This window comes from Comamonas flocculans, assembly GCF_007954405.1.
Lineage (GTDB): Bacteria > Pseudomonadota > Gammaproteobacteria > Burkholderiales > Burkholderiaceae_C > Comamonas_C > Comamonas_C flocculans.
The window spans coordinates 237,503-251,000 of record NZ_CP042344.1 but is presented as its reverse complement, the minus strand read 5'-3'; the positions used below and the strand labels follow the sequence as shown (position 1 = coordinate 251,000).

At 69.1% G+C, this 13,498-nt stretch carries 13 protein-coding genes; 9 read left to right on the top strand and 4 right to left on the bottom strand.

All coding sequences use genetic code 11. The features are described from left to right. Positions 1-74 precede the first annotated feature (74 nt). Positions 75-2,036, top strand: coding sequence for an excinuclease ABC subunit UvrC (gene uvrC / locus FOZ74_RS01160; RefSeq protein ID WP_146911269.1), 1,962 nt, complete (start codon positions 75-77; stop codon positions 2,034-2,036). 265 nt (positions 2,037-2,301) lie between these two features. Here uvrC and pdxH read toward each other — a convergent pair whose 3' ends face one another. Both pdxH and FOZ74_RS01150 read right to left on the bottom strand, forming a co-directional pair. Then, positions 2,302-2,955 (bottom strand): pyridoxamine 5'-phosphate oxidase, encoded by a 654-nt coding sequence (pdxH, locus tag FOZ74_RS01155; protein ID WP_146911267.1) that lies wholly within the window; start codon positions 2,953-2,955, stop codon positions 2,302-2,304. Further along, positions 2,952-3,572 (bottom strand): gamma-glutamylcyclotransferase, encoded by a 621-nt coding sequence (locus tag FOZ74_RS01150; protein ID WP_146911265.1) that lies wholly within the window; start codon positions 3,570-3,572, stop codon positions 2,952-2,954. Before FOZ74_RS01150 ends, pdxH begins: the two co-directional genes overlap by 4 nt. 190 nt (positions 3,573-3,762) lie before the next feature. Between FOZ74_RS01150 and greA the strand changes: the two genes are divergently transcribed. The 3 genes from greA to kdoO are packed head-to-tail and all read left to right on the top strand — an operon-like array spanning position 3,763 to position 5,563. Further along, positions 3,763-4,239, top strand: a complete 477-nt coding sequence (greA, locus tag FOZ74_RS01145; RefSeq protein ID WP_146911264.1) for a transcription elongation factor GreA — start codon at positions 3,763-3,765, stop codon at positions 4,237-4,239. Positions 4,240-4,248: 9 nt separating this feature from the next. After that, on the top strand, positions 4,249-4,689 hold the full coding sequence (locus FOZ74_RS01140; RefSeq protein ID WP_146911262.1) for a DUF4149 domain-containing protein: 441 nt from the start codon (positions 4,249-4,251) through the stop codon (positions 4,687-4,689). Beyond that, the gene (gene kdoO, locus FOZ74_RS01135; protein WP_146911261.1) at positions 4,670-5,563 is read left to right on the top strand and encodes a Kdo hydroxylase KdoO; all 894 of its coding nucleotides are present in this window, start codon (positions 4,670-4,672) and stop codon (positions 5,561-5,563) included. The genes FOZ74_RS01140 and kdoO overlap by 20 nt, the downstream gene beginning before the upstream one ends. Positions 5,564-5,609: 46 nt before the next feature. Here kdoO and FOZ74_RS01130 read toward each other — a convergent pair whose 3' ends face one another. Both FOZ74_RS01130 and yhbY read right to left on the bottom strand, forming a co-directional pair. Then, a complete protein-coding gene (locus FOZ74_RS01130; protein WP_146911260.1) occupies positions 5,610-6,362 on the bottom strand; it encodes a glycosyltransferase in 753 nt (250 codons plus the stop codon). After that, the gene (gene yhbY, locus FOZ74_RS01125; RefSeq protein ID WP_146911258.1) at positions 6,362-6,832 is read right to left on the bottom strand and encodes a ribosome assembly RNA-binding protein YhbY; all 471 of its coding nucleotides are present in this window, start codon (positions 6,830-6,832) and stop codon (positions 6,362-6,364) included. The genes FOZ74_RS01130 and yhbY overlap by 1 nt, the downstream gene beginning before the upstream one ends. 19 nt (positions 6,833-6,851) lie before the next feature. Between yhbY and FOZ74_RS01120 the strand changes: the two genes are divergently transcribed. From FOZ74_RS01120 to FOZ74_RS01100, 5 genes are all read left to right on the top strand, one after another. Beyond that, positions 6,852-7,505, top strand: coding sequence for an RlmE family RNA methyltransferase (locus FOZ74_RS01120; protein ID WP_146911257.1), 654 nt, complete (start codon positions 6,852-6,854; stop codon positions 7,503-7,505). A 132-nt stretch (positions 7,506-7,637) separates the two neighbouring features. Beyond that, positions 7,638-9,554: an ATP-dependent zinc metalloprotease FtsH gene (gene ftsH / locus FOZ74_RS01115; RefSeq protein WP_146911255.1), complete on the top strand. Its 1,917-nt coding sequence runs from the start codon at positions 7,638-7,640 to the stop codon at positions 9,552-9,554. Between the two features lie 64 nt (positions 9,555-9,618). Beyond that, a complete protein-coding gene (folP, locus tag FOZ74_RS01110; protein WP_146911253.1) occupies positions 9,619-10,464 on the top strand; it encodes a dihydropteroate synthase in 846 nt (281 codons plus the stop codon). A gap of 25 nt (positions 10,465-10,489) precedes the next feature. Next, positions 10,490-11,821, top strand: a complete 1,332-nt coding sequence (gene glmM / locus FOZ74_RS01105) for a phosphoglucosamine mutase (RefSeq protein WP_146911252.1) — start codon at positions 10,490-10,492, stop codon at positions 11,819-11,821. Between the two features lie 42 nt (positions 11,822-11,863). Then, positions 11,864-13,471, top strand: coding sequence for an HD family phosphohydrolase (locus FOZ74_RS01100; protein ID WP_146911250.1), 1,608 nt, complete (start codon positions 11,864-11,866; stop codon positions 13,469-13,471). The last annotated feature ends 27 nt before the right edge of the window (positions 13,472-13,498 follow it).

Here is a 13,498-nt window from a genome sequence, read left to right as displayed (position 1 = left end):
TGGCCCGGACCTTGTTTGCCGGGTGTAATCCCTCGGTTCGGGGCAGGCCTGCGGGTGCCCGCGACAATAGCGCCATGTCCAAGGCGCATTCCGACGAACTGCTGGCCCAGGTGGCGGCGCTGCCGCCGCTGCCGGGGGTGTACCGCTATTTCGACGCACAGGACGTGCTGCTCTACGTGGGCAAGGCGCGCAACCTCAAGCGCCGCGTGGCCAGCTACTTCAGCAAGCAGCACGGCGGCACGCGCACCGGCCACATGGTGGGCAAGATCGCGCGGCTGCAGACCACGGTGGTGCGCTCCGAGGCCGAGGCGCTGCTGCTGGAAAACAACCTCATCAAGACCCAGCGCCCCAGGTACAACATCCTGTTTCGGGACGACAAGAGCTATCCCTATCTGAAGATCAGCGGCGTGGCGGCCAGGGACGGCACGACGGACGACCCCTCGCAGCGCTATCCGCGCATCTCCTACTACCGCGGCAGCGTGGACAAGAAGAACCGCTACTTCGGTCCCTACCCCAATGGCTGGGCGGTCAAGCAGACGATAGAGCTGATCCAGAAGGTGTTTCGCCTGCGCACCTGCGAGGACACGGTGTTCGCGCACCGCACGCGCCCCTGCCTGCTCTACCAGATCAAGCGCTGCAGCGCGCCCTGCGTCGGCTACATCTCGCCCGAGGACTACGCCGAGGACGTGCGCGGCGCCGAGGCGCTCTTGCGCGGCGAGACCGACGAGCTGCTCAAGAAGCTGGAGGCGCGCATGCTGGCGCACGCCGAAAAGCTGGAGTTCGAGCAGGCCGCCGCAGTGCGCAACCAGATCACCGCGCTCTCGCGCGTGCTGCACCAGCAGGCGGTGGAGAGCGTGGGCGACAAGGACGTGGACATTCTGGCGGTGCGCGTGCAGGGCGGGCGCGCCTGCGTCAACCTGGCGATGGTGCGCGGCGGGCGCCATCTGGGCGACCGCGCCTATTTCCCCACGCAGGTGGAAGAAGCCGCGGGCGTATACAGCGCCGAAGAGGCCGAGGACGCGGCGCGTGCCGAGCAGGGCGTGGGCGCGCAGGTGGCGGTGCAGGTGCTCGAGGCCTTCATCGCACAGCATTACCTGGACGTGCCCGTGCCGCCGGTGCTCATCACCAGCGAGCCCGTGGCTCCCGCGCTGGTGGCGGCGCTCACCGAGCAAAGCGGCGTGCGCGTGTCGGCGGTGCACCAGCCGCGCGAGCAGCGGCGCGTGTGGCTGGAGATGGCGCAGGCCAATGCCAGGATCCAGCTCGCGCGCTTGCTGGCCGAGGAAGGTTCGCAGCAGGCGCGCACCCATGCGCTGGCCGAGGCGCTGGGGCTGGACGTAGAGAACCTGGATGAGCTCACGGCCGAGTGTTTTGACATCTCGCACACCGCTGGCGAGCAGACGCAGGCCTCGTGCGTGGTGTTCCAGCACCACAAGATGCAGCACGGCGCCTACCGGCGCTACAAGATCGAGGGCATCACGCCGGGCGACGACTACGCCGCGATGCGTCAGGTGCTGCAGCGCCGCTACGCCCCGGTGGCGCGGGCGCAGCAGGAGGCGGGCGGCATCGAGGTGACGCGCCGCGAGCTGCGCCTGCCCGACCTGGTGCTGATCGACGGCGGGCGCGGCCAGGTGGCGATGGCGCGCGAGGTCTTCGAGCAGCTGGGCCTGGACATCTCGCGCATCGTCGGCGTGGAAAAGGGCGAGGGGCGCAAGGTGGGCCTGGAAGAGCTGGTGTTCGCCGACGGGCGCGAGAAGGTCTACCTCGGGCACGATTCGGCGGCGCTGATGCTGGTGGCCCAGATCCGCGACGAGGCCCACCGTTTTGCCATCACCGGCATGCGCGCGGCGCGCGCCAAGGTGCGCACCGGCGGCAGCCGGCTTGAAGACATTCCCGGCATAGGGCCGCGCCGGCGTGCGCGCCTGCTGCAGCGCTTTGGCGGCGCGCGCGGCGTGCAGGATGCGAGCGTGGCGGACTTGATGACGGTGGACGGCATCTCGCGCCAGCTGGCCGAGACCATCTATCGTGCGCTGCGCTGACAGGGCAAAGCCGCGCCGGCGCGCGGCCTTGCCCCGGGTTCAGCAGACGGCGCAGAGGGCGTCGACGATGCGCCGCTCGCGACGGCCCAGCAGCCGGTAGCCGACGGCGCGCAGGTGGCGCATGGCGCGGTTGATCTCCAGGTCGCTGAATCGCATGGCGGTCTCCCCCTTGGCGTGGTTTGCGCCACAACATACGCCCGCGCGTGGTGGGCAAAGGGGCGATGAAGCTGCCCGGGCCGCGGCTGTTCGCGCGATCGGGCCGTGCTCAGGGCGCCAGGCGCTGCAGCGTCCAGCCCTGGGCGCCCGGCAGATAGCGCAGGCGGTCGTGCAGCCGGCTCCTGCGCCCCTGCCAGAACTCCCAGCGGTCGGGCTGCAGGCGGTAGCCGCCCCAGTGCGGCGGGCGCGGCGGCGCGCTGCCGAACTGCGCGCCGTAGTGCGCCACGCGCTGCTCCAGCAGCGCGCGGTCTGCGATCACCTGGCTTTGCGGGCTGGCCCAGGCGCCGATGCGCGAATCCAGCGGGCGGCTGTGAAAGTATTCGTCGCTCTGCGCGCCGCTGACCTGCTCTACCCGCCCCTCGATGCGCACCACGCGCTCCAGCGGTACCCAGTGAAATTGCAGCGCCGCATACGGGTTGCCGGCCAGCTCCTGCCCTTTGCGGCTGTCGTAGTTGGTGAAGAACACGATGCCGTGCTCGTCGTAGCCCTTGATCAGCACCACGCGCGTGCTCGGGCGCAGGTCGCTGCCCACGGTGGCCAGGGTCATGGCGTTGGCGTCGGCCACGCCGGCGTCCAGCGCCTGCGTGAGCCAGAGGCCGAACTGGCGCAGCGGGTCGCGGTCGCAGGCGTCCTCGTCGAGGGCCGAGCGCTCGTAGCTCTGGTGCAGGTCGGCGATGGAGGCGGCGGACGATGGGTGGTTCATGGCGTGATTGTGCCCGCGCCCGCAATGCCGACGATGCGTTCCAGCGCCCGGTCGCGGATGCCGCGCCGGCGCAGTTCGTGCAGCGTCTGCTCGGCGTAGTCGCGCGTGCTGCCGTAGCGCCCCTGCGCGCTGTGGAAGATGCGCCGGTAGTCCGCGTCCGAGAGCGTGCCGGTCCAGGCCGGGTGCGCGCGCGAGAGCGTGAAGCCCAGCGCCTGCACCTGGCCGCCGGCGGTGCGGCAGCGCAGCCAGCGCGGCTCATAGACGGGCAGCGGCATCTCGCGCTGCCACAGCTGCGGGAAGACTGCGGGCACCTGCGCCCGCGGCACCCTGAAGGCCACGCCGCGGCAGCTGCCGCCCGAAAGCAGCGCAAACACCAGGCCGGGCTGCTCGGCCGTGCCGCGGTTGACCCGGCTCCACATCTGCAGCGCGCGGTGCCAGCCGTGCACGGCGGCGGGGCGCTGCTCGCTGTAGGGCAGGTCGGGGCGCCAGATGAGCGAGCCGTAGCCGAAGACCCAGAGGTCTTCGCCGCGCGCCTGCCATTGCTGCAGGATGCGCTGCGCCAGCGCGTCGCTCGCGCCGTCGCAGGTGTCGTGGAAAGAGGGTGCGGTGGCGGTCATGGATTGCGCGTGATTCTAGGGTTGTGCCGCATGCGCCTGGCGCGAAAGCACGGCCCAGGCGCGCCGGCCCGGCCTGCGCCGCCCCTGGCAGAGGGCCTTGGGCAGGAACTAGAATGCATGGATTCACGGGGCCATCTGCGCAGCACGCAGATGGTCTCTTGTTTTGGCTTCCTCATCGGTGTGATTTTTCATGGCTACCCTTCCCATCACCAAGCGCGGCGCGGAAAAGCTCAAGGCCGAGCTGCAGCGCCTCAAGACCAAGGAGCGCCCGGCCGTGATCGCCGCGATTGCCGAGGCGCGCGCCCAGGGCGACCTGAGCGAGAACGCCGAGTACGACGCCGCCAAGGACCACCAGGGCTTCGTCGAGGGGCGCATCGCCGAGATCGAGGGCAAGCTGTCGGCCGCGCAGATCATCGACCCGGCCGCGCTGGACGCCGAAGGCCGCGTGGTTTTCGGCGCCACGGTCGATCTGGAAGACGTGGACACGGGCGATGCGGTCACCTACCAGATCGTCGGCGAGGACGAGGCGGATCTGAAGCACGGCCTGATCAACATCGGCAGCCCGATCGCGCGCGCGCTCATCGGCAAGGAAGTGGGCGACACCGCCGACGTGCAGGCGCCGGGCGGCGTGCGCTCCTACGAAGTCGTGGCCGTGCGCTACGTCTGAGTGCGCGCGATGTTCCAGCGCCTGCCCGTATTTGCCGCCGCCCTGTGGTGGAGTAGCCTGTCGGTGATCGGCTTCGTGGCCGTGCCGCTGGTCTTCATGCGCGTGCCGCAGAAGATGCTGGCGGGTTACGTGACGGCAGGCCTGTTCGAGGCGCAGACCTGGATTTCCGTAGCATGCTGCGCGCTCCTGCTGGTCGTTTCAAGGCCAAAACACTCTGAAACCGTTGCCCCATGGGCGCGAGCAGCTCTCATTTTCGTGATTCTGGGCATGCTGCTGGCGCTGTTGCTGCAATTTGGCGTCGCGCCCAAGGTCATTGCCTACCACGGTGTGCGGCTGTGGCATAACGCGGCCACCGTGATGTATTTCGGGCAATGGCTGTGCGCCAGCGTGGTGCTGTGGCGGTTGGCCGGGCCCGCGGGAGCGAAGGCAGATGCAGTCTCCGATCGTTGAAGCCGACCTCGTCGCCTGGGACGCCGCCCGGGCGCATCCTGAATGGACCGCCGCGGTCGAGGCCGGCAAGGTGCTGTTCTTTCCGGCGCTGGCCTTCGAGGTCTTGCCCGGGGAGCAGGCGCTGCTGCGGCCCGACATGCTCGCGCCCCGTTCGCGCAACGTCAGCCTGGACGCGAGTGGCGCGCTCAAGGGCGCGGGCGGCAGCGCGCAGGAGCGCGAGCGGCTGGCCGGCATGGTCGGGCGTTTTCGCGCGCAGGCGCTGGCGCTGGTCGACGGCCTGTTCCCCGAATACCGCGGCGTGCTGCGCATCGCGCCCACCAGCTTTCGTCCGCGCCAGGTGCAGACGCGCCAGCAGTCGGTGCGCGCCGACGACAAGCGCCTGCACGTGGACGCCTTCCCCTCGCGCCCCAACTACGGCGAGCGCATCCTGCGCGTCTTCGTCAACATCCACCCGCAGGGGGCGCCGCGCGTGTGGCGCGTGGGCGCGGACTTCGAGACCGTGGCCAGGCAGTTCCTGCCCCGGGCCAAGCCCTACCGCCTGTGGCAGGCGCGCGCGCTGCAGGCCCTGCACGTCACCAAGTCGCTGCGCAGCGAATACGACCACCTGATGCTGCAGCTGCACGACCTGATGAAGCGCGACGAGCACTACCAGCAGCACGGCGCGCAGTGGAAGGCGTCGTTTCCCGCCGGCAGCTGCTGGGTGTGCTATTCCGACCAGGCCGTGCATGCGGTGATGAGCGGCCAGTACATGATGGAGCAGACGCTCTACCTGCCGCCGGGGCGCGAGGTGAACCCCGCCGCCAGTCCGCTGCAGATCCTCACGCGGCTCGTCGGGCGCCCGCTGGCGGGCGTGGGCGCGGGCCTGGCGAGCTGAGCAGGTCCATGGCGGGCGGGAGCCCGGCCCTGGCGACGCGCGGGTTTCAGCTGCCCCAGGCCTCGGCCACCCAGCGCGCGGGGCGCATGTAGTGCCAGCGCTTGTTGCGCCGCCCGGCCAGCGCGTCCGGCGGGTTCACCTCGCCGTGGAAGATCACGATGCGCGCGCCTTCGGGCACGGCGGGCTCGCGCCAGTAGTTGGCCGGCCAGGCGGGGATGCAGTCGTACTTGAAGCTCGGGCACCAGCCCCGGGGCCAGTAGGCGAGCTTGCCCTGGCGGTGCAGGAAGTGCGACAGGAAATGCTGCTCGTTGCGGTGCTTGCGCTGCACCTCTTGCATGTGGCCGCGAAAGTGCGCCAATACGTCCGCATGCGCGCCCAGCTCAAAGCGGTAGACCGATGAATTGCCGACGATGCGCGGCCCGAAGCGCCACGGGCGCGGGTAGTCGTGGATGATGAGGAAATCGCCCGGCTGCTCGAAGAAGCCGTCGAGCGAGCCGACCACCACCACGTCCAGATCGAGGAACAGCGCCGTGCCCCTGAGCCCGTGCAGGTCGGCTTCGAAGGTGGTCAACTTCTTCCAGGCGCCATCGCGCTGGCCGGGCTTGAGGTTCAGGTTCAGCGGCGGTATCGGCAGGCATTGCACCTCGGGCGTGACGCCGCTGGCGTCGTCGGTCAGGCAGACCATGTGAAAGTCGCCGCTCAGGTGGCGGCGCACCATGGCGTAGAGGCGGTTGACGTAGTGCGGGCCGTACTTGGTGCCCCACTTCATGCACAGGATGTGGCGCTGCGCGTCAGCCATCACTTGCCCTGGCGCTTCTTGACCGACTTCTGTTTGGGCTTGGCCCGCTTGACCTGCCCGCCCGCCGTCAGGCGCTGGTTGCCCAGCACCTTGAGCTGCTTGACCTCGGGGCGCTGGCCGGGGCGGCCGAACTTGAGCACCTTGACCTCGCGCGGTCCCTTCTTGCGGTCTTCGTCCACCGCCTTGGGCTTTTCGGGGATGGGGCGCCAGAGCACCAGCAGCTTGCCGATGTGCTGCACCTGGGCGGCGTTCAAGTCCCGGGCCAGCTGCTCGTACATCGCCTCGCGCTCGCCGCGCTCGTCGTTGAACACGCGCACCTTGATCAGGCCGTGGGCATTGAGCGCGGCGTCCACCTCCTTGCGCACGGCCTCGCTCAGGCCGTCGCCGCCCACCATCACGACGGGGTCCAGGTGGTGGGCGTCGGCCCGGTGGGCGCGCCGCTCGGCGGCGCTCAAGACGATTTTCGGCATCGCCGTATTATCCCCGCCAATGAAAGTCCAAACCAAGAGCAAGAAGGTCAACAAGGCCTGGCTGCAGCAGCAGGCGAGCGACCCCTGGGTGAAACTGGCGCACAAGGAAGGCTACCGTGCGCGCGCCGCCTACAAGCTCAAGGAAATCGACGAACGCCTGCGCCTGTTCAAACCCGGCCAGGTGGTGGTGGACCTGGGCAGCACGCCCGGTGCCTGGAGCCAGTACGCGCGCAGGCAGCTCGCGCCCCGGGGGGCGGCCGTGGGCGCGCTCGACGGCAGCCTGGTGGCGCTGGACCTGCTGCCCATGGAGCACATCGAAGGCGTGGACTTCCTGCTGGGCGACTTTCGCGACGAGGCGGTGCTGGCGCAGCTGCAGGAGCGCGTGCGCGGGCGGCCCGTGGACGTGGTGATGTCGGACATGGCGCCCAACCTCTCGGGCATCGCCTCGGCCGACGCGGCGCGCGTCTCCCACCTGGTGGAGCTGGCGGTGGATTTCGCGCTGCACCATCTGCAGCCCGACGGCGCGCTGCTTGCCAAGGTGTTCCACGGCCCGGGTTACGACGAGCTGGTGGCGCTGTTTCGCCGGCACTTTCGCCAGTACAAGGTCATCAAGCCCAAGGCCTCGCGCGACCAGTCGGCCGAAACCTATCTGGTCGGGCTGGGCCTGCGCTGAATCCGCCTCCAATTGCCCGACGAGCGTAGGGGCGCTCCAGAGGGGCGCATGGGTTGAAACGCCTACAATGAACCCCAATTGCCCCCTGAGATTTCCCGGCGGCGCGCACAGCCGCCTCTATTGGAGTTGCGCTTGAACAATCAGTGGTTCTCGAAGATTGCCGTGTGGCTGGTGGTGGCCATGGTGCTGTTTACCGTCTTCCGGCAATTTGACACCCGCGCGACCATGGGAGCGGGCAACGTCGGCTATTCCGACTTCCTCGAACAGGTCAGGGGCAATCGCATCCGCTCGGCCACCATCCAGGAAGGCCCCGGGGGCACCGAAATACTGGCCGTCACCACCGACGACCGGCGCATCCGCACGACGGCCACCTACCTCGACCGCGGCCTGGTGGGCGACCTGATCGACCACGACGTGAAGTTCGACGTCAAGCCGCGCGAGGAAGGCTCGCTGCTCATGACCCTGCTGGTCAGCTGGGGGCCGATGCTGCTCCTGATCGGCGTGTGGATCTACTTCATGCGACAGATGCAGGGCGGCGGCAAGGGCGGCGCGTTCAGCTTCGGCAAATCCAAGGCGCGCATGCTCGACGAGAACAACAACACCGTCACCTTCGCCGACGTCGCGGGCTGCGACGAGGCCAAGGAGGAGGTGCAGGAAGTCGTCGATTTCCTGAAAGACCCGCAGAAATTCCAGAAGCTCGGGGGGCGCATCCCGCGTGGCCTGCTGCTGGTGGGCCCGCCAGGCACCGGCAAGACCTTGCTGGCCAAGTCCATCGCGGGTGAGGCCAAGGTGCCGTTCTTCTCGATCTCGGGCTCGGACTTCGTCGAGATGTTCGTCGGCGTGGGCGCGGCCCGCGTGCGCGACATGTTCGAAAACGCCAAGAAGAACGCGCCCTGCATCATCTTCATCGACGAGATCGACGCGGTGGGCCGCCAGCGCGGCGCGGGTCTTGGCGGCGGCAACGACGAGCGCGAGCAGACCTTGAACCAGATGCTCGTGGAGATGGACGGCTTCGAGACCAACCTCGGCGTGATCGTGGTCGCGGCCACCAACCGGCCGGACATCCTGGACGCCGCCCTGCTGCGCCCGGGCCGTTTTGACCGCCAGGTCTACGTGACGCTGCCCGACATCCGCGGGCGCGAGCAGATTCTGGGTGTGCACATGCGCAAGATCCCCGTGGGGCAGGACGTGAACCCGAGCATCATCGCGCGCGGCACCCCCGGCATGAGCGGGGCCGACCTGGCCAATCTGTGCAATGAGGCCGCCCTGATGGCCGCGCGGCGCAACGCCCGCGTGGTCGAGATGCAGGACTTCGAGCGCGCCAAGGACAAGATCATCATGGGCCCCGAGAGGAAGAGCATGGTGATGCCCGAGGAAGAGCGGCGCAACACCGCCTACCACGAGAGCGGCCACGCCTTGATCGGCCGGCTGCTGCCCAAGTGCGACCCGGTGCACAAGGTCACCATCATCCCGCGCGGGCGGGCGCTGGGCGTGACCATGGCGCTGCCCGAGCAGGACCGCTATTCCTACGACAAGGAGTACATGCTCAACCAGATCGCCATGCTGTTCGGCGGGCGCATCGCCGAAGAGGTCTTCATGCACCAGATGACCACCGGCGCGAGCAACGACTTCGAGCGCGCGACCAACCTGGCGCGCGACATGGTCATGAAGTACGGCATGACCGAGGCGCTCGGCCCCATGGTCTATGCCGAGAACGAAGGCGAGGTCTTCCTTGGCCGCTCGGTCACCAAGACCACCAACATCTCGGAAGAGACCATGCAGAAGGTGGACGCCGAGGTGCGCCGCATCATCGACGAGCAGTACACGCTGGCGCGCGGACTGATCGAGGACAACCAGGACAAGATGCACGCCATGGCCAAGGCGCTGCTCGACTGGGAAACCATAGACATGGAGCAGCTCGACGACATCATGGCCGGCAAGGAGCCGCGCCCGCCCAAGGACTGGACGCCGCGCACTCCGCCACCGGGCGGCAGCGGTCCGGGCAATCCGCCCCCGGTCAAGACCGACCCCGCGCCCACCGCGGCGTAAAGCGACAGACCAGCACATGGGGCGCCAGCGAGCGCCCCATGTGCCATCGTGCAGAGCCCCTTTCATGTACTGGCAGACCACGCGCTTTGCGATCGACCTGGCGCAGCCGCGCGTGATGGGCATCGTCAACGTCACGCCCGACTCCTTCTCCGACGGCGGCGAGCACGCGAGTGCCGAGGCCGCCATCGCCCACTGCGAGCAGCTGGTGGCCGAGGGCGCGGACCTCCTGGACATCGGCGGCGAATCCACCCGCCCCGGCAGCCCGCCGCTGCCGCTGGAAGAGGAGCTCGCGCGCGTGCTGCCCGTGGTGCGCGCCGCGCTCACGCTGGGCGTGCCGGTCTCGGTCGATACCTACAAGCCCCAGGTGATGCAGCGGGTGCTGGACCTGGGCGTGGACATCGTCAACGACATCTGGGCGCTGCGCCAGCCCGGTGCGGCGCAGGTGGTGGCAGCGCACCCCAGCTGCGGCGTCTGCCTGATGCACATGCATGGCGAGCCGCAGACCATGCAGCTCGCTCCCATGCAGGGCGACGCTCTGGTGCAGGTACTCTCGTTTTTGCAGCATGCAGCGCAGGCCCTGCAAGGGCTGGGGGTCGAAAAACATCGTATCGCCATCGATCCCGGCATAGGCTTTGGCAAGACGGTGGAGCAGAATTTCACGCTGCTCGCCGGACAGCGCGTGCTGCAGGCGGCGGGCTATCCGCTGCTGGTGGGCTGGTCGCGCAAGTCCTCGCTGGGCGCGGTCACGGGCCTGGCGGCGCGCGAGCGCGTGGCGGCCAGCGCGGTGGCCGCGGTGCTGGCGGTGCAGCGCGGCGCGGCCGTGGTGCGCGTGCACGACGTGAAGGAAACCGTGGCGGCCCTGTCCGTGCTGCGCGCCGCGCAAGCCGGGGACGCCGCCGGGCAGGCCTGAGAAGAAGAGCAAACCGGAGGAAAAATTGACGCGCCGATACTTTGGAACCGACGGCATACGCGGCACCGTGGGCCGCGAGCCGATCACGCCGGACTTCGTGCTGCGCCTGGGCCACGCGGTGGGCCGGGTGCTCAAGCGCCAGGGCGAACGCCCGCGCGTGCTGATAGGCAAGGACACGCGCATCTCGGGCTACATGCTCGAATCGGCGCTGGAATCGGGCCTGAATTCCGCCGGCGTGGACGTGGTGCTGCTCGGGCCGCTGCCGACCCCGGGCGTGGCCTATCTGACGCGGGCGCTGCGCGCCGATCTGGGCGTGGTGATCTCCGCCTCGCACAACCCCTTTGCCGACAACGGCATCAAGTTCTTCGACGCGCGCGGCTCCAAGCTGCCCGACGCCTGGGAGCTCGACGTCGAGCAGGCGCTGGAGCAGCCCGCGCAGTGGGTCGGCGCGGCCGAGCTGGGCAAGGCCTGGCGGCTCGAGGACGCGGCGGGGCGCTACATCGAGTTCTGCAAGAGCACCTTTGCCCATGAGCTCACGCTCAAGGGCCTGAAGATCGTCGTCGATGCGGCGCATGGCGCGGCCTACCACATCGCGCCCAAGGTGTTTCACGAACTCGGCGCCGACGTGATCGCGATCGGTTGTGCGCCCGACGGCCTGAACATCAACGACGCGGTGGGCGCCACCCATCCGGATGCGCTGGTGCGCTCGGTGCGCGCCAACCATGCAGACTTCGGCATTGCGCTCGATGGCGACGCCGACCGCCTGCAGATGGTCGACGCCGCCGGGCGGCTGTACAACGGCGACGAACTGCTCTACGTGATCGCCATGGACCGCCTGCAGCGCGGTGAAGCAGTGGGCGGCGTGGTCGGCACCTTGATGACCAACATGGCGGTGGAGCGCGCGCTCACGCAGCAGGGCGTGCAGTTCGTGCGCGCCAAGGTGGGCGACCGCTACGTGCTCGAAGAGCTGCTCGCGCGCGGCTGGCGCCTGGGCGGCGAAGGCTCTGGCCACCTGCTGGCGCTGGACAAGCACAGCACGGGCGACGGGCTGGTCAGCGCCCTGCAGGTGCTGCAGGCCTGCGTCGGGCGTCGCCTGGCGCTGGCCCGGCTGCTGGGCGACGTGGTGCTCTACCCGCAGGTGCTGCTCAACGTGCGCCTCGTCCCGGGTCAGGATTGGCGTGCGAGCACCGCCCTGGCCCAGGCCACGCGCCAGGTGCAGGACGAGCTGGGCGAGCGCGGGCGGGTGCTGGTGCGCGCCAGCGGCACCGAGCCGCTGCTGCGCATCATGGTCGAATCGCCCGATCAGGAGCAGGCCGATCGCTGCGCGCGCCAGCTCGCCGACGCGCTGCGGACCTGAGCGCTGCGCCCACGCTACCATCGCGGCTGCAAGGAGGTGGCGATGGCAGACAAGGATGATCTTCGCTCTCTGCTCAAGCGGCTGGAGCAGCTCAATGCCGTCGGCGCGGCGCTTTCGCGCGAGCGCGATCTGGGACGCCTGCTGGAGCTGATCCTTGACGCCGCCCAGACCCTCACCGGGGCCGACGGCGGCACGCTGTACCGCGTGACGGAAGACGGCAGCGCCTTGCGCTTCGTGCTCATGCGCACGCTCTCGCTGGGCGTGCGCAAGGGCGGGCAGGGCGAGGAGCCGCTCGATCTGCCCCTGCTGCCCTTGTATCTGCAGGATGGCACGCCCAACGACCACCTGGTGGCCGTGCATGCCGCGGTGCACGACACCACCGTGGCCATCGACGACGCCTACGACAGCGCGCGCTTTGATTTTTCCGGCACCCGGTCGTTCGATGCGCGCACCGGCTACCGCTCGCGCTCCTTCCTCACCGTGCCGCTGAAGAACCACGACAGCGAAATCATCGGCGTGCTGCAGCTCATCAACGCGAGCGACGCGCAGACGGGCGCGGTGCGGCCGTTTTCCGCGGGCGAGCGGCGCATTGCCGAATCGCTGTCCTCGCAGGCGGCGATCGCGCTGACCAACCGCCTGCTGATCGATCAGCTCGAGCGCCTGTTCGAGTCCTTCGTCAACCTGATCAACCAGGCAATAGACGAAAAATCCCCCTACACCGGTGGCCACTGCCAGCGCGTGCCCCGGCTCACCATGATGCTGGCCGAGGCCGCGCACGAGACTGCCGAAGGCCCGCTGGCGGCGTTCTCCATGACCGAGCGCGACCGCTACGAACTCAAGATGGCCGGCCTGCTGCACGACTGCGGCAAGATCACCACGCCGGTGCACGTGGTGGACAAGGCGACCAAGCTGCAGACCATCTACGACCGCATCGGCCTGGTGGACACGCGCTTCGAAGTGCTCAAGCGCGACGCCGAGATCGACGCGCTGCGCCGCCAGCTCGCGCTGCGACCGGTGGTCGACGAGACGGCCGAGCGCGGGCTGCTCGACGGCCTGCGCCGCCAGGGGCAGGAGCTGGACGCCGAGCGCGACTTCCTGCGCGCCTGCAACGTCGGCAGCGAATCGATGTCGGCGGCCGACCAGGAGCGTCTGCGCGCCATCAGCGCCCGGCGCGAGTGGCGCAACCCCGAAGGCGTGCCCACCGCGCTGCTCAGCAGCGACGAGCTGGAAAACCTCGGCATCCGCAAGGGCACGCTGACCCAGGCCGAGCGCGACATCATCAACTACCACATCGTGAGCACGATACGCATGCTCGAGAGCCTGCCCTGGCCGCGCCACCTGCGCAACGTGCCCGAATACGCCGGCGGCCACCACGAGCGCATGGACGGCAAGGGCTATCCGCGGGGCCTGACGCGCGAGCAGATGTCCTGGCAGGCGCGCATGCTCGGCATTGCCGACATCTTCGAGGCGCTCACCGCGGTGGACCGTCCCTACAAGCACGGCATGAAGCTGTCGCAGGCGCTGGCCATCATGCGCGGCATGCGCGAGGGCGGGCACATCGATCCCGACCTCTTCGACGTCTTCGTCAAGGAAAAGGTCTACCTGCGCTATGCGCGCGAGTTTCTCGATCCGGCCCAGATCGACGTGTAGGCGCTGGCAGCGGGGATAATCCGCCGT